This is a genomic window from Oxynema aestuarii AP17 (genome assembly GCF_012295525.1).
Lineage (GTDB): Bacteria > Cyanobacteriota > Cyanobacteriia > Cyanobacteriales > Laspinemataceae > Oxynema > Oxynema aestuarii.
This window is the reverse complement of record NZ_CP051167.1, coordinates 4320838-4341719: the sequence shown is the minus strand read 5'-3', so window position 1 is coordinate 4341719 and position 20882 is coordinate 4320838. Positions and strand designations below refer to the sequence as shown.

Annotated in this window: 17 protein-coding genes; 4 read left to right on the top strand and 13 right to left on the bottom strand. The window is 54.4% G+C overall.

The features are described 5' to 3' along the window. Positions 1–829: 829 nt before the first annotated feature. Positions 830–958 carry a hypothetical protein gene (locus tag HCG48_RS26545; RefSeq protein WP_281362018.1) on the top strand — a complete coding sequence of 43 codons (129 nt, stop codon included), beginning with the start codon at positions 830–832 and terminating at the stop codon, positions 956–958. Positions 959–972: 14 nt separating this feature from the next. Continuing rightward, positions 973–2877 (top strand): peptidoglycan DD-metalloendopeptidase family protein, encoded by a 1905-nt coding sequence (locus tag HCG48_RS17540; RefSeq protein WP_168570299.1) that lies wholly within the window; start codon positions 973–975, stop codon positions 2875–2877. A gap of 101 nt (positions 2878–2978) precedes the next feature. Here HCG48_RS17540 and HCG48_RS17535 read toward each other — a convergent pair whose 3' ends face one another. From HCG48_RS17535 to HCG48_RS25555, 6 genes are all read right to left on the bottom strand, one after another. Next, positions 2979–4232 carry an FAD-dependent hydroxylase gene (locus HCG48_RS17535; protein ID WP_168570298.1) on the bottom strand — a complete coding sequence of 418 codons (1254 nt, stop codon included), beginning with the start codon at positions 4230–4232 and terminating at the stop codon, positions 2979–2981. Between the two features lie 100 nt (positions 4233–4332). Next, on the bottom strand, positions 4333–5718 hold the full coding sequence (locus HCG48_RS17530) for a HEAT repeat domain-containing protein (protein ID WP_168570297.1): 1386 nt from the start codon (positions 5716–5718) through the stop codon (positions 4333–4335). Beyond that, complete coding sequence (locus HCG48_RS17525) at positions 5718–7424, bottom strand: serine/threonine-protein kinase (RefSeq protein WP_168570296.1); 1707 nt, start codon at positions 7422–7424, stop codon at positions 5718–5720. Before HCG48_RS17525 ends, HCG48_RS17530 begins: the two co-directional genes overlap by 1 nt. Further along, entirely contained in the window at positions 7408–7608 is a 201-nt protein-coding gene (locus tag HCG48_RS17520; RefSeq protein ID WP_168570295.1) for a hypothetical protein, read from the bottom strand. The genes HCG48_RS17525 and HCG48_RS17520 overlap by 17 nt, the downstream gene beginning before the upstream one ends. Before the next feature lie 62 nt (positions 7609–7670). Continuing rightward, positions 7671–9299: an ATP-binding protein gene (locus HCG48_RS17515; protein ID WP_168570294.1), complete on the bottom strand. Its 1629-nt coding sequence runs from the start codon at positions 9297–9299 to the stop codon at positions 7671–7673. A 280-nt stretch (positions 9300–9579) separates the two neighbouring features. Next, positions 9580–9783: a hypothetical protein gene (locus HCG48_RS25555; RefSeq protein WP_210437070.1), complete on the bottom strand. Its 204-nt coding sequence runs from the start codon at positions 9781–9783 to the stop codon at positions 9580–9582. Between the two features lie 1223 nt (positions 9784–11006). On the opposite strand from HCG48_RS25555, the gene HCG48_RS17510 reads away from it, so the two are divergent. Continuing rightward, positions 11007–12365, top strand: coding sequence for a methyl-accepting chemotaxis protein (locus HCG48_RS17510; protein WP_168570293.1), 1359 nt, complete (start codon positions 11007–11009; stop codon positions 12363–12365). Between the two features lie 27 nt (positions 12366–12392). On the opposite strand, the gene HCG48_RS17505 is transcribed toward HCG48_RS17510, so the two are convergent. The 4 genes from HCG48_RS17505 to HCG48_RS17490 form a co-directional block, all read right to left on the bottom strand. Next, positions 12393–12860: a nitrate reductase associated protein gene (locus HCG48_RS17505; protein WP_168570292.1), complete on the bottom strand. Its 468-nt coding sequence runs from the start codon at positions 12858–12860 to the stop codon at positions 12393–12395. A gap of 169 nt (positions 12861–13029) precedes the next feature. Next, on the bottom strand, positions 13030–13497 hold the full coding sequence (locus HCG48_RS17500; protein WP_168570291.1) for a phosphate-starvation-inducible PsiE family protein: 468 nt from the start codon (positions 13495–13497) through the stop codon (positions 13030–13032). 81 nt (positions 13498–13578) lie between these two features. Continuing rightward, on the bottom strand, positions 13579–15786 hold the full coding sequence (locus tag HCG48_RS17495) for a molybdopterin oxidoreductase family protein (protein WP_168570290.1): 2208 nt from the start codon (positions 15784–15786) through the stop codon (positions 13579–13581). 31 nt (positions 15787–15817) lie between these two features. Next, a complete protein-coding gene (locus tag HCG48_RS17490; RefSeq protein ID WP_168570289.1) occupies positions 15818–17347 on the bottom strand; it encodes an MFS transporter in 1530 nt (509 codons plus the stop codon). Between the two features lie 17 nt (positions 17348–17364). Here HCG48_RS17490 and HCG48_RS17485 point away from each other — a divergent pair, with 17 nt between their 5' ends. After that, positions 17365–17565: a hypothetical protein gene (locus HCG48_RS17485; protein WP_168570288.1), complete on the top strand. Its 201-nt coding sequence runs from the start codon at positions 17365–17367 to the stop codon at positions 17563–17565. A gap of 136 nt (positions 17566–17701) precedes the next feature. Here the strand turns inward: HCG48_RS17485 and HCG48_RS17480 are convergent, their stop codons facing one another. The 3 genes from HCG48_RS17480 to HCG48_RS17470 all read right to left on the bottom strand — a co-directional run bounded on the left by HCG48_RS17480 (position 17702) and on the right by HCG48_RS17470 (position 20754). Further along, the gene (locus tag HCG48_RS17480; protein WP_168570287.1) at positions 17702–18340 is read right to left on the bottom strand and encodes a RodZ family helix-turn-helix domain-containing protein; all 639 of its coding nucleotides are present in this window, start codon (positions 18338–18340) and stop codon (positions 17702–17704) included. A gap of 127 nt (positions 18341–18467) precedes the next feature. Then, positions 18468–19073, bottom strand: coding sequence for a hypothetical protein (locus HCG48_RS17475; RefSeq protein WP_168570286.1), 606 nt, complete (start codon positions 19071–19073; stop codon positions 18468–18470). 133 nt (positions 19074–19206) lie between these two features. Then, complete coding sequence (locus tag HCG48_RS17470; RefSeq protein ID WP_168570285.1) at positions 19207–20754, bottom strand: ferredoxin--nitrite reductase; 1548 nt, start codon at positions 20752–20754, stop codon at positions 19207–19209. Positions 20755–20882 lie beyond the last annotated feature (128 nt).

Here is a 20882-nt window from a genome sequence, read left to right as displayed (position 1 = left end):
ATGTTGGATTCTCGAAAAAAACAGAAATCGAATCGAAATTAATCTATTGCTATAAAAAATAACTAAAAATTCAAGGTATTGACTTTTTTATTGTGGTCAATATAAAAATCATAAAAAAGCGACAAACAGACATTCTATCTTATCGGCGATCGCCGCCTTTAATATCTTTCAAAAGAAAATATTAATTTAATTTTCTCAGTGAATTTAAAATTTCAAAAATCCCGCTTATAAAATTTTCTTTTGTAAAAAAAATGCAATTATATATAAAGATGTAAAGCCGTCGGTCTGCTCAGCACAACCGAGGGGAAAGAGGGAATCACAACAGCCGAGTGATGAATCTAAAGCGCATTTCAGATCCAATTGAGTGTCAGTATCGAATTTTATGGTGGGCTGAATACCGGATCCAACGGCTGAGGAATCATGCAATTCTAAAATAAAATATCTCTGAAATTGACGCCTGTAAGCGGCTTATTCCAGCTTGAGCCAACCCACTCCACAAAAAATCCCCGATATAAGTTTGCGGATCGGGGGAATGCTGGGGGGTATAAAGCAAGCACGAACCGAGGGAAATCGATCGCGACCCCCTGGGTTTTAGGCGGTCGGTTCTGTCGGCGACCTGTAAAGTTCTGTAAGCATTCAACCAGAGGTGCGCCAAGGGCAGATCTCGGCGTCAGGAGTGGGTCGGCGGCCATCGGGCCAGAGAACCTAACCGAAGCGAGTCCGAGATCGTCCCAGGTCAAACTGAGACCCCGTTACAGATCGAATCGCTCGTTCCGATGTGACGGGCGATCGGGGGTCAAAATCGTGGTGACGAGGATTTGCTGACGCAATGGTTACACCTGCCCTGGGTTTCCCACCGGGGAACCGCAGCACTTGGCGATCGCCCGAGTGCCGGGGGTTCGAGCGCGATCGCTCGCGCAGCGCTGCCCTATGGGGCTATCCGTTTCTGCCCAGTTGAGGAGGCTAACGTTGATGATCGTCCATAAAGTTGCAATCGGAACTCTAGCCGCCCTTGCGACTGCCGAGTTGACCCAAGAAGTCAACGTCAGTGCCAACAACCATACACCCCTGCAACCGACCTGCGATTGGGTTGCTGGCACGCCATCGAAAGTGAATTCAGGCGAAGGGGAATCGCCTCAAGAAGCGTCAACAGCGATGCCAGGTTGCCTCTCCAGCGAAGCACCCGACATCGATACTGACCGCGATCGGGAGAATCCGGTTCCTGAATGCGGGGATAAATCTAGATCTCATGACGGTTGCGAACCGATCGCGACCGATTCCGAAGCTCGGACCATCGGCGGGGAGTTTGGCGACCGTCTCGCACGCCGAAACCAGTTAACCGATCTCGGCGGACACTGGGCCAAACCGTTTATCGAAGCCCTCCAAGCCGACGGCGTAATTCGAGGCTTTCCCGACGGTAGTTTCCGACCGAACGCCCCGATGACCCGCGCCCAATTTGCCGCCGTCGTCGAGCGAGCTTTCCGCAATTCTCCTCTGCAGTCGCGACCCGATCTCCGCCCCCAGTCTACGAAGGCCCAACACGGTTCCGATCGCCCCTTTCGAGATGTCTCCGATCGCTCTTGGGCCCAAAACGCGATCGAAGCGGCGGCAGATATGGGATTCCTGACGGGTTTTCCCAACCAGGAATTCGCTCCCGACCGTCCGATCGCCCGCCTGCAAGTTCTCGTCGCCCTCGTACGCGGCTTGAACTTAACCCCTACCGACGCCGCCTCGGAGTTCTCCGCCGCGATCGACCCGAGCACCATTCCCGACTACACCCAACCGAGTTGGGCCGCCTCCCGGCGCCTGACCGAACAACTCCAACAACGCGCCCGTCAGATGGGCGTCTCGATACCCGAGGACTGGTTGAACCAACCGAACGGCAATGCTACCCGCGCCGAAGTGGCGGCTCTAATCTACGAAGCTCTCGCCATTTCTACGGAACGCGCCATCGCCGTCAACTCCATCTCGACCCCCAATCCCTCAGTCACTGCAGGCGCGTCCAGTGCTACGGAGCCGAGATCCACGGAGATAAAACCCAATACTCCAGACCCCAGATCGATCCGGAAAATTACGGAACCAATTCCTTGGGTGGAACCGGGGGGCAACCTGTCCTGGAATGGCGCGCCATCCGCAAGCGTTCCTGTCGGGTCTCTCCAGGAGAATTCCCCGGAGAGTTACGGCGAAGCGAATGCGGAAACCGCCAAGGCGATCGCCTACCGCCAAGATCGCTCTGGTGCGATCGCCCCGGAAAGCGTCACGGCGTGGGGCGCCAAAGGCACCCGCGACCCGGAACCTCGCTCTTACCAACCGGAAGCCGACGTCGTCGCCACCCGCACCATCTCCCGGTTGCAAATCTTGCAAGAGCGCATCGGTGCAACCCGCATCCCCGACATGCCCTTACCCCCCTTAGCCGCCGCCGGGACCTACCTCCCCGACCCCACCCCAATTTTTGACGGCTACATCTGGCCCGCGCGCGGGATCCTCACCTCCGGTTACGGCTGGCGTTGGGGACGGATGCACAAAGGCATCGACATCGCCGGACCGTTGGGCACGCCGATTCTGGCCGCTTCGGCAGGGGTCGTCACTTATGCGGCTTGGAATGCAGGCGGTTACGGCAACTTGGTCGAAATCCAACATGCCGACGGCAGCTTTACCCGCTACGCCCACAACTATCGGATTTTAGTGCGCGAGGGTCAATCCGTCGAACAAGGACAATTGATCGCTCAAATGGGCACTACGGGGAACAGTACCGGAGTTCACTTACACTTCGAGATCCATCCCCCCGGCGAAGATGCGGTCGATCCGTTAGCCTATCTTCCCGGCGATCGCCGTCAGTTCCAAATTGATGCCGTCGTCGGTCAGGCGCAACCGTAGCCGTGCCGCGCGCCGTTCGCCCCCTCCGGTCTGGGCATCCGCAATCCCTACACCTTGCTTTGCTCGTCGTGCGGATCGCCAGACCCGAACCCCCCGATGAGTTAACGGCGCACGAGCTGGGGATGTCGTCCTAACTGTCCGGTCATTAACCGCAACGCCAAGCGTCGCAGGGGCGAGACGTGACGCAATCCCCACAGTCCTACTTGTCGCAGCATCACCGAGGGCAGCCAGCGATTGGAAAAGAGGCGATCGAGGAAGTCGGTAAATCCCAATATTGTTAAATTTTCCCCCTTGCGCCATCGTTCGTAACGCTTCAAGACCTTGAGGGAACCGAGATCTTCTCCGTTTTTGTGAGCCTCTTGCAGGATTTGCGCGATCGCCGCCGCATCCCGAATGCCCAAATTCAAACCTTGGCCGCCCACGGGATGACAGCAGTGGGCGGCATCGCCGACTAAAGCCAGACGCGGCAGTACGTAGCGATCGCTCTGCATTAACTGCACTGGAAACACAAATCGCTCGCCGATCGGCTCGATCTCTCCCATCGCTTCGCCGTAGCGTTTTTTCAATTCCACTAAAAACTGTTCGTCGTCCAACGCCGCCAGGGCTTTCGCTTCGGCGTGGGGAGCCGTCCAAACCACGTTGCAGCGATTCCCCGGCAAGGGCAAAATCGCAAACGGACCGCTCGGCCAAAAGCGCTCGTAAGCAATATTCCCGTGACCTTTCTGCGGTCGGACTTTTGTCGTAATGCACGATTGCCAATACTTCCAGCCCCGGGTGCCAATACCCGCCAATCCCCGAATCCGGGAGTGCTTACCATCGGCAGCCAGTAGCACCCGAGCGCGGATGGTTCGCGAACGCCCGTCCGCCTCCACGTGCAGGTTAACTCCCTCGCTGTCGTATTCCACCCCTTGCACTTGCGCCGGACAGATCCAAGTCAGTTGGGAACAGCGATCGTCGGCAAACTCGTGTAAGGCAGACAGCAACACTGAATGTTCCGCCACGTAACCGAGCTGTTCGGTGCCTAAATCCCCGGTTTGAAACTGCACCCCCAACCGTCCGCGATCGGACAGATGGATCTGTTTGAACGTGCAGATCTTCGGTAAAATCCTCTCCCAGACCCCGATTCCGTCGAAAATCTGCCCGGTGAGTAAGGTCAGGGCGTAAACTTGGGTTCGAGCTGCCGCCGCTTCTCGCTCGGCGGCGTCGATCGAGATCACCCGCAACCCAGAATCTTTGAGGGCGCAGGCGATCGTCATCCCGGTGACCCCCGCGCCGACGATCGCCACGTCGCAGGTGGCGGTCGGCTCGCTGGGGGTCGATGGCACGGCGGGGGAAGATAGGGAAGGTTGCGGCATTGTTCGGTCGAGCTTACAAACCAAAAAATTAACGATATTTACATTTCTTTATTATTCTTTATTCTGCCGCAACTTGCGGCGATGGGAAATTCCCCATGAGTTAACGGTGCCATTCCTGTAAGGCGATCGCGATGCCCTCGCGCAGGTCCGGGGCGATCGTCGGATCGGCGGCCCGTTCTTGCAGGCGCTGGTAAGTCCGTTCCGGATCGAGCCGTTTGAGGGCGGCGATCGCGTGGAGGCGCACGCTGGCATCGGGATCGGCCAACAACCGGATCGACGGTTCGATCGCCCGGGAATCCCCCAACTCTCCCAACCCCAAGACGATCGCCTTCTTCACTTCAGCCGACTCCGGTCGCGTCCGGGGATCCGCGTCGAGCAGGGCGACGAGTACCTCTGCCGCGCGCTCGCGCAAGGGGCTCTCGCTTTGTCGTCCCAGAACCGCCGCAATTTCAGCCGCGAAGGCCGCCGGGAGTTTCTCTCCCTCGTTCCCGCCGCGACAGCAAAGTTGGATCGCGCCCTGCAAGGCATCCACCGCTTCCGGAACGCTCATCCAGCCGAGGGCGCGAACTGCCGCGAGTTTTAACGGCATCGGGGTCGTCTCAGCCGCGAAGAGTTCCGACAAGGCGGCGGCGGCGGCGGGGCTGTCGAGCCGTCCCAGGGCGATCGCCGCCTGCTGGCAAACTTCAAGATTCAAATCCCAGAGGCGATCGCGCAGCCGTCGGACGAGATCGCATTCGGGTAAGCGATCGTCCAGGGAACCGCGCGCCGCCCACAAGCCCAGACCGATCGCCCCTTGACGGCGCACCCGGGCGGAGGGGTCGTCCAACGCTTTCAAGAGCAGGGAAGGCAGGCGCGGATCGTCGAGGGCGATCGCCGCTTCCCAGGCGATCGCGCGCACTTCCACGTCCGGATCGGCGATCGCCGCGAGTAAGGGTTCGACAACCCGAGGGTGCTGGATCTGGGCGATCGCTCGCACCGCAAGCCGCCGGGATTGCGGCTCTTGCATCAACTCGGCGAGGATGTCGATCGCCCCTTCTCCCAGTTCGGCGAGGGCGCTGGTGGCGGCGTCGCGGAGGTCGTCGTCTTCTTCGGCAGCCAACAGGTTCGCCAGGGCGGCGATCGTCGTCGTGCGCGTTTGCGAACTGACCGGGTGGCGCAGCAGGTCGGTCGCGGCGCGCACTGCAAACCAGCGCAATTCCCCATCGACGGCCCGATCGCCGATCCAGACCAGCAAGGGGGCGATCGCCGCTTCTCCAAAGTAAGGCAGCAGTTTGGTCGCCTCCCACCGTTGTCGAAAATCTCCGTTGGCCAAACTGTCGAGGGTTAATTGGAGGGCGATCGCTGCGGTCGTTCCGCCGTGGCGATCGCCGGGCGCCTCGTCGTCTCTGGCCAGTAATTGTTGCAGACAGTCGAGCACTTGCGACCAATTGCCCCCGGCGGAGGCGGCGTTGGCTCGCGCTAATAGGTCGGCGCTAGAGGGAGACATCACGGGGAAGTTGACGGGGTAGGCAGCGATCGCGAGGCGGCGTGCGGTTCGTCCAAGCGCTGGCGAGCCATCATCTGCCAAACCCGCGTTTCGGGATTGATAACGAGATCGCTATCTCGGGCGCACTGTTTCCAGGGCAGTAAGGGGGGAGGGGCGTTCCCGCCCCGGTCGTCGTCGGGGGTTCGTTCGAGGGTTTGGGCCAACAGGCAGTAGGCGGCGATATTGCGATCGTCGAGGGCGATCGCCTCTCGCAACTGGCGTTCGGCTTCGCGATTGCGGTTTTCTTGAAAATACGCCCATCCCAGGTTTTTGTACAGGTCTGAGAGGGTTTGCGGGTCGATCTTTTCGTAATGTCGCGCCCGTTCTAAGGCGTCGCTCAGGCGGGCGATCGCCCCTTGGGTATCTCCCGCTCTCCAAATTTGCAAGCGCGCTAAGTTATTGGTGGCGCGCAATTGGGTTCTCGGTTCGCCGTCGGCGATCGCCCGTTCGTAATATTCTGTGGCGCGTCGGTAATCTTCTTTTTCTTCGTAGACCATCGCCAAGTTGTAAGACGCATAGCTGTTGTCGCGATCGAAGTTCAAGGCGAGTTGGCCGAATAGAAGGGCTTTTTCAAAGTTTTTATCTTGAAAATTGGTCACGGTCAGCTCGTTGAACTGTTGGGAAATGTTCGGTGCGATCGCGTGATTCCAGTACAGTTGTACTGCCGGGCTGAGCACTCGCCATCCCACCCCGACTACGCCCGCGATCCCGACCCAGGGTAGGGCCGCTTTCCAGAGGAGCGATCGCCCCGACCCCGGGCGCTCCTGGCTCGATTTTAATTGCGCTCGGATCTGCTCCAAACGCTGCAAAATGATTTTGGTATGTTGCGCTCGCGCTTTCCAATCGGGCGCCATCAGTTCGTCGATCGCGTCGGCTAACGGTCGCTCTAGGTCGGCAACGCGATCGCGCCACTGTAATTCCCCTTTGTCCGTTTCGGGAAATTCCATCGGCGACAAGCCCGAGAGTAAGTGAACGAAGGTGCGCCCCAGGGCAAAAAAGTCCGACTGTCGGGTTGCTTTCCCTTCGAGTTGTTCGGGAGCGGCATAACCACTGGTTCCCACCCGGGTTTGGCTGTCGGCGCCGAATTCGGCGACGGTACCAAAGTCGACGAGGGCGAGTTCGCCGTTGGGACGCAAAATCAGATTGGACGGTTTGAGGTCTCGATGGCCGAGATTGTGTTGATGGATGACGTGGAGCAGTTCGGTTAACTGTTGCAGCCAATCGAGGGCTCGGTCTGTCGAGATCGCGCCGTTCTCGGACAGCCATTGTTCTAAGTTTTCCCCTTCGATTTTTTCCATGACCAAACCGTGAACGATTTTGTTACGGGGCAAGGTCACGGTGAAATAGCCGTCCGGTTCGACTTTGGGAATGCCGGGATGTCTCAGCCACATCAAAACCCGTGCTTCTCGTCGAAACAGGCGCACTAATTTGGGATTGTGGGTGAATTTGAAGATTTTTAAAACTTTGATTTCGCCCCAATTGAGTTGATTCGTTCCCCAATCTTTGACTTCGTATACGTCGGTCATGGCGGCGGGATTGGGGGGACGCAAGGGGCGCAGTATTTGATAGCGATCGTCAACGAGCAAGCTCGTCCCACAACTCTGACAGTGAGTTGCGCCATCAGGATTTTCCCGGTGGGAACAGTGAGGATTAATGCAGTAACTCACTTTGGTGGGGGTTGGCGTGGCGATCGACACGGGTAAGGACGTTGACCAGAGCGTTGACGGCGAACATGGGCAGGGAGCGGAGGCGATCGCCTCGGCAGTACGAACCGGAGGGCGTGCATAATGGCCGGGCGATCGCTCCTACTACAGTTTTAGACGAGCGACAATTAGCGACATAACGGGACAATAGCCAATCCCGAAGCGGGGATTCGCTATTGTCCGCTCGCCAGGGCGCCGAGGGCGGCTGATTTAGGCGGCCATCGCTGCGAGTAACTGCCGCAGGTTTTCTTGGGCGTAACCGACTTCGAGCTGCGATTTGTCTTCGAGTACCGATGACATTTGCTTGAGCAGTTCGATCGTTTCCTCGTAGCTGCCCGTTCGCATGAACAGGAATTGCAATTGGTTTTTCACCAACATCAGGATCGAAGAAATGCGCTCGGATTTGCTGGTTTTTTTAGGAGCGGCGGATTCTTTACCGAGATTGTGACTCATCCAAATGCGGATGTTATCAATTTTCTTGGTGCGGGCGTATTCTTGAATTTCCATACAGCTATTGGCCACCAATTTGTTGGTGACGAATTTCATGATTAACGGCTGTAAGGTAAAGGAGGTTTCGCCCGTGGAATCTTGTTTTTCAATGAGCGATCGCCGCGCCAGGGATTCGAGATTTTTGAGCAGTTCCGATAAAGACACCGGAAGGAGCAAATCTTCGCGCAAGCGCGACAGCGAGACTGGGGTGCGTTCGATCGCCAGCCAGTACATAATTTCTTCTTCCGACGGCGACAAACGATTGAATTGCTGCTCTAACAGCTCGTTGAGGGTATCTTCTACGAACAGTTCCGTCGCTTTGAGGAAGCTCGAAACGTTGCCGTTGAAAAATTCCTTAATCGTCGCGGCGACAATTTTGTACGCCAGCAGGTTATCGCCGTAGCGTTTGGCCAGTTCTTGCCATTCTTTATCCGTCGCGACTACGCCTTTTTCGTCAAACAGTTCGCGGGCGATTTCGTCGGAGTCCATCGGTTGAACGGATCGGACTTTTTCGCCTTTGAGTAAGGCAATTTCTGCGGGTTCTTCTGCCGTGGCTATCAGCAAGCAGCTTTCGTGGGGGGTTTCGCCCAAGCGTTCGATCAGCTTGCGGTAGCCTTCGTAGCCACTGCGATAGTTCCCGGCGAGTTCGCCACCGCGCAGCAGGGTCTCGAAATCGTCGAAGACAATTAAGCATCGGCGTTCGCGCAAGTAATCTAACAGTCGCGAAATGCGTCCGTTGAGATCGTTGGGCATGTCGGGGCGTTTTTGACCGGAAAGGAACTGCAACAAGTCGCCGATGACCTCTTCCGGCGCCGGAGATCCGGCCAGCGATCGCCAGACGACATAATCGAAGTCACTTTCGAGTTGTTTCGCCAGTTGCACGGACAGAACTGTTTTACCGATGCCCGCCATTCCCAGCAAGACCACCAAACGGCACCGATCTTCCGAGACTAACTCTTCCAAAATTTGCAGTTCTTCGGAACGTCCGTAAAAGTCGGACACGTCGGGCGCTTCGCCCCAATCTTGATGGCGACTTCCCAAGACAATCGGCGCCGGTCCGGTTGATTCCGGTTCGCTGCTGCTCGGTTCTCCTTCGTTGGATTGATACTGATAGTAAAGTTGATGGCGCAGTTCGGCTAATTTGCCAGGGCCGCGACCGTAGATGTTGAATTTTCTATAGACTTCGCCGAGACGTTTGCGGACGGCAATGTTGCTGATTTCCAGCATACTGGCGATCGCGGCGGTCGAGTTTCCGTCTAATGCCATGATCACCGTTTCGAGTTCGGCATCGGAGACGCCCCGCTTTTTGGCTACATCTCTAAGAAAATCAGGAGGAATTTGGTTCGTCAAGGTTTTTGTCCCGCCTTTACAAAAGATAAACTACTGAGTCCAGTATACTCTGTTTCTAGGGGTTTGTGAACGGGTGAGATTTCCCTGCCACAAAACTTTACACCTATAGAGTCACTTGCGCTTTCCTATCATCTCAGACAAGTAGATGATTTCGCCATTATAGGCTAGAGGAGATCGAAAGAGAAAATCATCGCTTCTCTCGTGCCGAAGATACTTTGATGGCGCAAACCAATTTTTCACTCATTGCTCTCGCCATCTCCCAAAAGCAGCGAATTTCTAATCATCTGAGAGAGAAGCCACTACCGTGACTTCCGATCGAGGTGCAAGTGACAATCGGCAACCTGGGGAACGCTCCAAGGACTTCAAAAGAGCGAGAGCTTTTTGATTTTGCTTTTTGATTTTGAATATATTGACGAATCGCTTCGCAAACATCGCACCCTTCGTCCTCGTCGGCTTCAATTCCCGTCGCGCGATCTGATTGCACTCAGTAGACTAAATATTCTAACTCTTCTTGGCAACAAATTGACAAGGGCTTACCTTTTCGATAGTTCGTCTCGTTGTCAAAAGTTCTCCTTTCTTGAGCGCGATGCTTTCGGGGGTTCGCGATCGCACGATCGCCCTCTTCCCCTTGCTGTCTCGCGCTTCGAGTCCCTTCTACAACCCTGGATACAACTGTTCCTAACGATGGCTCGCTCCCCTCAATCCCGCGCTTTCGAGCCGGGTAAACATCGAGTTGCTTTTTCGATCTCCAGGACAGACAATACCTAGGGATCGCTGTTTGGCGATCGCCTCTCTAATGCGATAACTTCCTACCCTATTCCAAGGAACTCATCGCCGTCAAACGGGATTTGTTTATCCCTAGAAGCTCCTTATTCTTCCCCTGCTGAGGTGTCCGTCGAAACCGACCTTACCATTTTCTAAGACATTGAAGATCGGCTCCGTGCGGGTCAGTTTTTGCTTTCGATCGGAGCCATGTGTGACTTAAGTCAGCTTGTTTAAATCAAATCGACACGGGCGATCGCCACTCACTTAGAAGCGGCGACGTGACGAACGCGGATCTCAGTAAGGGATTTTCGAGAGACTCGATCGCCCCTCGGTTATTGCGGAGGTGGCGCTCCGTGTTTCTCCATACCCCCCATTGCCAACGCACAAACCGACTCGCCAAGAATACTGAAAACGATGATTCCGTGAATTTTTTACTCTCCTCAAGAGTGCTTCAATCTATATAAAACTCCCTTCAAACGGACCCGCGATCGCCCGCCCCATCGATCGAAATGAGATGCATCGATCTCCGAAAAGTGAGGAAAAGTACCAAAAAAACTCATAAGCCGGGTGCATTGCAGCGAATTTCAGTGAGATCCATCTAGGGAAGCAGGGGAGTACCACGCTCTCGGCACGCGATCGCACCCGGCGCGGCGATCGGGGTTCTGCCTAAGTAAAAAGACCCGGTGACTCGAAAAGACCGGGACACACTTGTCTTCAATTAATAGCTTTAAACCTGCCCTCAGTTCTTATCGATCGCAATCGGCGATCGTCGCTTTTTTCCACAAGAGAATCATGTCGATCGCTCCATCGGCGATCGCTGGCTCTCAATCCCCCTCAATCTCTTTAAAAAATAAACAGTTACCATTTCCCGACATTTCACGATCTATTAACAGCAAAAAAGATAAAAGCTGTAAACTAAAAAAACTGCTCTGTGCTTCGGCCATGAAAATCACGAAAAGATTGCGAGACTCTGCCTTAATTCTTCTCAGTTTTGCGATCGTCAATGTCATTGCAATTTACTCCCTCGTCGATCGCATGACCGATGACGGTCGCGTAGTTAATTATACCGGGATTGTTCGCGGAGGAACCCAGCGTCTCGTCAAACTAGAACTAGTAAATTTACCGCAACCCGGTTTAATCGACGAACTCGATCGCATTATCAATGGTTTGATTCGATCCGATCCAGATTTAGGACTTCCCGAGCCTCAAGACCCCCACTTTTTAGAAAAAATGCAACGAGTCGAACGAGAATGGCAGCTTTTAAAAACGACGATCGCCAGGGCGAGGGAAAATCCGCAATGGCGTCAAGCCTTGTTAGAAGAAAGTGAAGTTTTTTTCAAATTAACTGATGCAGCCACTCATGCGGCTGAAGAATTCGCTCAAGAAAAAGTGAGAGTTTCCAAAAACAGCCAATTAATTTTATTTGGGTTAAACTTACTCGTCTTAATCGGAATTTACCTACTCGTTAGAGTCCTTCAGATTCAGCTAAAAAATAATATTAGTACGATCGCCAGTTCCTCCACAGAAATTGCTTCGAGTTTGACCGAATATGACGAGATCGCCAGCTTGCAAGCGAGTTCGGTCAAACAAACAACCACCACCGCCAGTGAATTAAGTAGCACCTCTATTTCTTGTGCCAAAGAAGCGGAACGAACTCAAGAGGCAGCATCGGAAGTCACGGACTTGGTCGCCAGTCAAATCGAGCAAATTCCACAAACTCTCATGCAAATGAGAGAACTCAAGACTCGGGTCGGCGAAATTGCCATCCAGATTGCCCAATTGAGCGATCGCACTGCAAATATTCATCAAATCTCTCAAACCGTCAGTCATTTTGCCACTCAAACCCACTTACTGGCGCTCAATGCGTCCATCGAAGCCAGTCGCGTGACTCAAGGAGGGCAAGGGTTCGGGATTGTCGCCAGCGAAATTCGCAAACTCGCTGACGAGAGTCATCGTTCGACCCAACAAATTCGGACAATTGCCGACGAAATCCGACAGGCGACTGCGACAACGGAAATGGCGATGAATGAGGGCCGTCAAACCCTCGACGAGGCCCTCACCGTTCTCGACCATACGATCGCCTCCTTTGAAGAGGTGGATCGCGCGATCGCCCGGGTCCTCCACAGCAGCCAGACGATTTCGCAACGGGCCGAACAACAGGCGATCGCCATTCAACAACTCTTTGAAGCCATGAATGCCATCGATCGCACCACGGTAGAAAACGTGCAAGGTATCGGTCAAATTAAAGAAGGCGTGCAACAGCTCAATCAAGTCGCAATCGACTTAAAAACTATGGTCTAATCGAGTTATTTTCTATAAAAAATTGTGTTAATCTTGCACGGAATTGGCGAGGCCGAACTCGCGTAAGGCGGGCAGAAAGTTACGGTTTTCATGTCCCGACCGACTGAGTTTAATTAAGGCAAAACGCTGTAGGGGGGTGAGAGTTTGCCACTGTTTCACCGTTAAGTTAACGTTAAATTCCCGGGCTTTTTCTCCCACGGCTTCGGGAACTTCGGCAGGATTCAACCACGGTGGATTCGGATCGACGTCTAAATCTTTGGCGGGGCGATCGTTGTACTGTAAAACTTGTTGTTGTAATTCGTGACGATAGGCATCAATTTCCCCCGCATTCTGGCAGGGGCGATCGACTAAATCTTGACGCACGCTTTCGGGGAATTGATGCCAGTGAGCCAATTTAAGTTTAACGCCACAAGTATCGAGTTTGTAGCGAACTTGCATGGGAATACAGCGTAGAGATTCTACAAAATCCGATTCAAATTGAAAAAATTCAGACATGGAAAATTTTAGATCTTAGAATTTCAGATTTTAGAGTTTTAGATTTTAGAGTTTTAGATTTTAGAGTTTAAATTGAGAGCATTTGGGAGATCCAAGAAGCAGGCAAGATGCCTGCACTACTGATTTCTATTGTTGATTTGCCTTGAATTTTGCCTGTTGCCTTTTTCCCTCAAGCCTCACGCTTGCTATTCATTTGACGGATAATCCAGTAACCGATTGAGAGGGCAAAAATAGCTATTCCCAATCCGAGTAAGTCCGTTCCCGAATACTTTTCAAAGCTGAAGATAATAATCTTACGGGCGACGGCAATGAGAGAGGTGACAATCACTAACTCGACTTGAAGGGTGTGTTTTTTTAAGTAAGCCGTGATGTTCTCTAAGATCTCAATGGAAATAAGCAAATTCAAAAACAACCCGAAGATTTCAAATAACTGTTTTTCGATAAATTCTGTTCGGGAAAAAAACAGCATATTGCCGAGAAAAATAATTAAATCGAAAACGGCAACTAAAATTACTACGATCATGACGAGCGATAGAATTTTAGCGACGATATTTTGAATGTTTTCGATAACGTGCAGAAAAGTCGAATCGTCAACCAAAAATTCGAGGCTATTTAAGAACTTTCGCAATTTCCGCATGGAGATGTAATCGCAAGAGACGAATGACAGCAGTTATTTCGTAATCTACGGGCTGTCTCGTCTCTCGTATTTTAAGAATTGTTACGACGTCAGAGCCGGAACGGGAAGGGTCACTTCCGTGGCGACAGTTTGGTTAGCGTCAGTGACTTTGGCTAAGGCGACGGCGCAAGCTTTTAATTCCGGTTGACCCGAGTCAGGACAGGCGTGAGGGTGGGTGAGGGCGTTGGCTTCGGCGTTGTCGGCCCACAGGGCGCCCCAGTGCATGGGGACGAAGACGGTTCCGGGGGCGATCGCCCGAGTAATTTTAGCAGGAAAACGGGCGTGACCGCGACGCGATCGCACCTCCACCATCTCCCCATCCGCAATCCCCAACTGAGTCGCATGGCGCGGGTGAATTTCAATAAAAGGATTGGGATGCATCTTGGTCGTTTTCTCGATCCGTCCGGTACGGGTTTGGGTGTGCCAGTGACCGTACAGGCGCCCGGTGGTCAACACAAAAGGATAATCGGGGTTCGGCGGTTCGGCGAGTCCTTTAGAATGGTAAGCCGCAAAGCGGGCGCGACCGTCGGGGGTGGGAAAGCGCCAATCGCTATAAAGCCGCTTGAGATTCGGCGGATTGGCGATTTCGGTCTCTTCCAGGGGACAGGGCCACTGGATCGGTCCTTGTTCGAGTAAGCGGGCGTGGCTGATTCCCGTCATGTCGCAGACGCGATCGCGGGTGACGCGCACAAATTCAGCGTAAACCTCCGCCGAATTGGCAAACGCGAACTGTTCGCGAAAGCCCAAACGCCGCCCGACCTCCGCAAAAATCTCCCAATCTGGGCGCGCTTGTCCCGGGGGACGGCGAAAAGCGGGACATAAAGTGACCGTGCGTTCGGAATTGGTCATCACCCCAGTTTTTTCGCTCCACTGGGCCGCCGGTAAAATCACGTGGGCGAATTCGGCGGTTTCCGTGGGATAGTAGGCATCTTGATAAATCGTGAACGGCGATCGCCTCAACGCCGCTTTCGTCCGTTCCAGATCCGGCATACTCACCGCCGGATTGGTCGCCGCAATCCACAAAACGCCGACCTCTCCCGTTTCCAAACCCGTTATCATCTCCCACGCCGTGCGCCCGACCTCGGGAGCAATGCGACCGGGGGGCACCTCCCAGAACTGTTCGATTTCCCGGCGGTGTTCGGCATTTTTCACCAACCGATAACCGGGGAGTAAATTCGCCAAGCCCCCGGCTTCGCGACCCCCCATCGCATTGGGCTGACCCGTCAGGGAGAACGGTCCGGCCCCCGGACGTCCGATTTGAGCCGTCATCAGGTGCAAATTAATCAGGGTGCGAACTTTCGCCGTCCCTTCACTCGATTGGTTCATTCCCATCGACCACAGGGACAAAACGCGATCGGACTCGCCCCAGTAGCGGGCGGCGGTTTCTAAATCTTCGATGGAAATTCCGCAGCGATCGGCAACCGCATCCGGGGGATAATGCTCCAGAATTTGGGCGTATTGGGCAAAGCCGGAAGTACATTCGTCGATAAAGAGAGTGTTGAGATCCCCTGCTTTTAATAACAGATGGGCGATCCCGTTGAGCAGGTCGATATCGGTTCCCGGTTTAATCGCCAGGTGCAAGTCGGCGACTTCGGCGGTACTGGTGCGCCGGGGATCGACGACGATCAGCTTGACGTGCTTGTTGCGCTTGTGATGCTTGCGTAAGCGGTTGAAGACGATCGGGTGGCATTCGGCGGTATTGGTGCCGATCAGAAAGGCGCAATCGGTTTTCTCTAAATCGTCGTAGCACGGCGGCGGACCGTCGGACCCGAAGCTTTGAATGTAGCCCGCGACCGCCGAGGACATGCACAGGCGCGAGTTGGCGTCGAAGTTGTTGGTTCCCAGACAACCTTTGAGGAGTTTTTGGGCGATGTAGTAGTCCTCGGTTTGGAATTGACCGGAACCGTACATGCAGATGGCTTCGGGGCCTTGGGTAAAGCGCACCGTTTGCAGGCGTCGCACGATCGCGTCGAGGGCTTCGTCCCAACTGACCCGCCGGAAGGGGCGATCGAGGGACTCGCGCATCATCGGCGCTTTGAGTCGATTTTTACTGAGAGATTCGCTGACGGTGGCACCTTTGACGCACACCATGCCCTCGCTGGAGGGATGGGCGCGATCGCCCTTCACCTTCCAGATGGGAGTCCCTTGGGAATCTCGATGGGTCGCTTGTCCTCGGGCGGCGGGCGGCGAGACTTCCAATCCACAACCGACACCGCAGTAGGGACACAGAGTTTTGGTGGATTCAGACATGATCGAGGGGTTGATGGGGTTTCAGGGATGTTTAGGCGTCCGGGCGATCGCTGGCGAAGGCGGCGACGGATTCGTTAACGGCGTGAGGATGGAGTTCTTCCCCCTCGTGGTGGGCGGCGAAGGATCCTTTCGGTTCTTTGAGATAGAAAGCGCACAGGAAGGTGACAATAATTGAGGTGACGCCGAGGACTTGGAAGAAAATTTGATTGCCGAGATCGCCTTCGGGCAGCAAGCTGTACAGGGTCAGGTAGGCGACGGCGCCGACATTGCCGTAAGCGCCGACATTTCCGGCGACTTGTCCGGTGACCCGGCGTTTGATTAACGGCACGATCGCGAAGGTCGAACCTTCTCCCGCTTGGACGAAAAACGAGCAGCACATCGTCAGCAAGATCGCCCCGGGAAGCCACCAATTGCCGTTCACCCCACTCATCAGGAAGTAGCCGATCCCCATACATCCGGTCAGAACGGTCATCGTCAGTTTGCGGCTGCCGAGTTTGTCGGAAATCAAGCCCCCACCGGGACGGGCCGCTAAGTTCATAAAGGCATAGCTGGCGGCGATCGCTCCGGCTAACACTTTACTCAAACCGAAGGTATTCTCGAAGAAGGTCGGCAGCATCGACACCACCGCCAGTTCGGAACCGAAATTGACGATATAAGTTAATTCGAGTAACGCCACTTGAGTGAACTCGTAACGGTCTTCTAAGGGATAGCGCTTCTGACCGAGAACCAGTTCTTTATTCACTCCCCAGCATTTGAACCCTTGGAAGGCGTACAAACCGAGTAAAGCAAGCCAGGCGAGGATCAATTGGGGGGTGTTGAAAAAACCTACTTTACTCAAGCGCCAAGCGAGAACGGCCAGAATTCCGGACAGGGGAACGTTCATCAGCATCAACAACCAGAAGTCGCGACGGGTGGTGACTTCCAAACCGCCGTGGCGTTTCGGCTGGTGATAGGTTTTGCCCGGGGGCGTATCTTGGACGTTAAAGAAGTAAATGGCACCGTAAACGGCGGCGATTACTCCGGTCAGGGCGATCGCGAAGCGCCAGTTAATTTGCCCGGCGGACATCACGGCGGCAATGGTGGCGATCGTCGGTAAGGTAAACGCCGCCCCGGCAGATCCGAAGTTGCCCCAACCGCCATAAATCCCTTCAGCCAAGCCGATTTCTTTCGGCGGGAACCACTCCGCGACCATGCGGATGCCGATCACGAAGCCAGCCCCGACAATCGATAGGGCCAGACGCGAGACCACCAACTGGGAGAAGTTCTGGGCGAAGGCAAATGCCAAACAGGGGATCGCCGCATACATCAACAGGAGGGAATAGGTAATGCGCGGTCCGTATTTGTCCAAGACCATGCCGATAATCACCCGGGCCGGAACGGTGAGGGCGACGTTACAAATGGCCAAGGTTCGGACTTGGGACGGTTCGAGTCCCATCGATTCTTGAACGGCAGTGGCAAATGGAGCGAAGTTGAACCAAACGACAAAAGAGAGGAAGAAGGCAAACCAGGTCAGGTGTAGGATTTTGTAGCGTCCTCTAAAGGACCAGAGTTCTGCAAGCATGGCAATTATGGCAATGATTGATAGTTTGGGGTGAGCTCAAATCGGTCGGGGTCGTCGCGGATCGGCAATCCAGGGGTCCGCGATCGCCGATCGCCCCCCGTCGCACGGCGATCGCCGGACGGGGCATCGAACGGGAAATCCACTTAATCGAGAATGACGGTGAAACTTGTAACGGGACGGTTCCCTTCACGGGCGATCCTGCACGGCATTTTCTGTGACGGGCGGCAGGGGCTCGGAGGCAAGCAGGGAGGCGTCTTCAGGGTTGTTTTTTGGGGTTTCCCCCTCTCCGGAAGGCCGGGAGAGGGAAGAAACCGATCGCAGGCAAGATGGAAGAAGGGTATAACTCGGGCAAACCTAGTTAGAATCGATCCAAGGACTGACCTGCAGTTGTCCGTTTGGGGTCATCACCACAACGAACTTGGCAACCGGGCTGACTGTTGCTGCTTCTGCTGCCCCGTCGAGTAAGTTCGGCAGGGGGGTTTCACCGATAAAGCTTTCCGCCGTTTCGTTAACGGGTTTGTAAGCGACGATCGCGCCGTCTTCACTCAGATTGACTTCATAGACCAAATCCATGTCAAAGGTCGGCACGGTTTGCCAGTTTTGGTCAATTTGGTCGTAAAGCTGCTGTTGTAAAGCCGCGATCGTCGCTTCGTCGGCGATCGTCGCTACTTCGCTCGTTTCCGGCGCATCCGCACTCATGGCACTCGGCGCTTCTGCGGCACTTTCCGGCGTCTGCGCGGTGGGGGCGGCTTCCGTCATCGCCGCCGACTCCTCGATCGCCATCGCCTCGGTTTCCGATGTCTCCAGTTCCGCCGCCGTCGGACTCTGGGCCGTCATTTCCGTGGTCTCGTTCTTCACTTGCGCGGTTCCCCCACCCGAAAGCAGGTGGAAAATACCACCGAGAAGGAAAATCGAAACGGTTGCCGCCAGAATCACGAGTGCGTCTGTGGGAAATTGGCCTTTTTTCTCAGAAGAAAGTTCGGGGGAAGACATGGTAATTCGTTACATCCACTACACGATTGAGGGAGTAAACTTAACACGAGGAAAAATGCTTAAAAGTCAACGACGAACATCACCGTGTTAAAAAATGTTGTGGTGACACTGATGTCCCCACTCAGCTCTAGGGAGTAGCATCCCCGATCCAGGGATTGACTTGTAACGAGCCTGTCGGCGTCAAGATCGCAACGAAATCCGCCACGGGTTCGCTGGTGGGCTCACTCGCCACGATCGCCAAGGGCGTATCTCCCACGGCCCGAACGGCTGCCGGGTTAATCGCTCGATAACTGGCGATCGCCCCCCCTGCTTTCACGGAAACCCGATACACCAGGCGTTCGCTAAACCCGGGAACGGTCGTCCAGCCGCGATCGAGTTGTTCGTAGACTTGCGCCCGTAACGCCTCAATTTGCGCCGGATCGGTAATTTTGACCGCTTCCGGGGTTGCGGACTCGGCGGCGGTTAAGGTGGCGGTTTCGACGGCCACTTCTACCGGAGTCCCTACCGCTTCCGTGGTCTCCGTCGCCGCGATCGCTTGCGGTTGTTCGGCGATCGCCAGATCGCCAGCGTGATTCGTCAATTGTTGGCGCCAGTGATTGACCATAAAACCTGTAAACCCCGTCAGGGCGATCGCGCAGAGAATTTGCATCACAGGAGAACTCGCCGTTTTCGGTGCGACCGCAACATTAGCGGCAGTGGTCGAAGGCGTAGCGGTAACTTGTTTAGTCGTCATGGTAGTTGGGAGTAGGGAATAGGGCGTAGGGAGTAGGAAATAGGGCGTAGCCTGTAGTGCGGGCATCGGATCCGCCGCTTTCAAGCTCCTTTTTTCCTCAATCAAAAATCAACAATCGAAAATCAAAAATCCCTTACAAGTGTGCTTTCGGTGTGGCGCCGAACTGCTCGACGAGAATCTCATGCAACCTTGATTTGAGATCCTCGCAAGGGATGGACTTTTCGACACATTCGCCAAGTGCGGCATCTTTACCGACCTTGCCCCCCATGTACAAATCCACCCCCTCAACGACCTTGCCATCCTTGCGGGCTTTCGTTCCCATCAAGCCGATATCGGCTACTTGCGGCTGACCGCAGGAATTCGGGCATCCAGTCCAGTGGATACGAACCGATCGCGGGATCTCTAATTCGGCTTCGAGTTCTTTCACTAACGCCACCGCTCGATTTTTGGTTTCGATTAGGGCAAAATTGCAGAACTGGGCGCCCGTACACGAGACCAGCGATCGGCTTAACTCTGCCGGGGCGATCGCAAATTCCTCTAACAACGGTTCCCCTAAAAACGCTTCCAAGCGCGTTTCCGGGATATTCGGCACGATCGCATTCTGCTCCACCGTCAGGCGAATCTCTCCAGTCCCGTACACTTGCGCCAATCGTGCCAACTCGAACATCTGCGGCGCCTGCAACCGTCCCACGGGAACGTGCAGACCCACATAATACATTCCCGGCTGTTTCTGCGGGTGAACGCCGATATGGTCGCGTTTTTCCCAAGCAATTTCATCTTTTTCCGCCGCTTGCGTCAGTTCCTGCCCGAATTCTCGTTCGACTTCAGCGCGGAATTTCTCCAGACCCCACTCGTCGATCAGCCACATCAGCCGCGACTTCTGGCGGTTGGCGCGCGACCCGTTATCGCGATAAACACTTAAAATTGCTTCACTGAGATCCGCCACGTCTGCCGGAGTCACCCAAGCATTTAAAGGAATCGCCGCTTCGCAGCGTTTCGCGGAGAAAAAGCCCCCGACAAGAACGTTAAACCCAAGTTCTCCGTTTTTATACGCCGGAACGAAGGCAATATCGTTGATTTCCGCGTGAACGGAGTTATCTTTCCCCCCGGCGATCGCGATGTTGAACTTTCGCGGCAAATTCGTATAGGCAAAATTGCCCTCGCCACCGTTGGTAATCCGGTCTTGAACTTCTTGGACTAAAGGGCGCGTATCGATGAGCTCGTCCGCGTCAATCCCCGCCACAGGGGACCCGGTGATGTTGCGAACGTTATCCATCCCCGACTGCACACTCGTCATCTGTGCCGCTTGCAACCGTCGGAAAATATCCGGGATATCTTCGATGCGAATACCGCGCAGTTGTAAATTTTGGCGCGTCGTAATATCGGCGCTACCATCGTCGCCGTAACGCTGTACGATTTCCGCTAAAACTTTCATTTGATGGCTGTTGAGAATGCCATTGGGTAGGCGCATTCTCAACATGAATTTACCCGGGGTTACGGGTCGGAAAAAGACCCCCAACCATTTCAGGCGTTGTTCGCGATCGGTCGCGTCGATCGCCTCCCAGCCAATCCGGGCAAATTCTTCGAGTTCGTCTTTGACTAGTAAGCCGTCTTTCTCGGCTTTAAACTTTTCAAACTTATTTAATTTAGCTGTAGTTAGTTTGTCAGTTGCTAGGGTCATCGCTCTAACTGATTCCGTGGGTAAGATCGTCTTTTTTCCTCTAAGCAGCTAATAAAGAGCTAAATTCAAAGCAGATTTGCTGAGATCGCTCAACTTGAAGCTTTAGAAAGTTAATTCACTTAATTTGC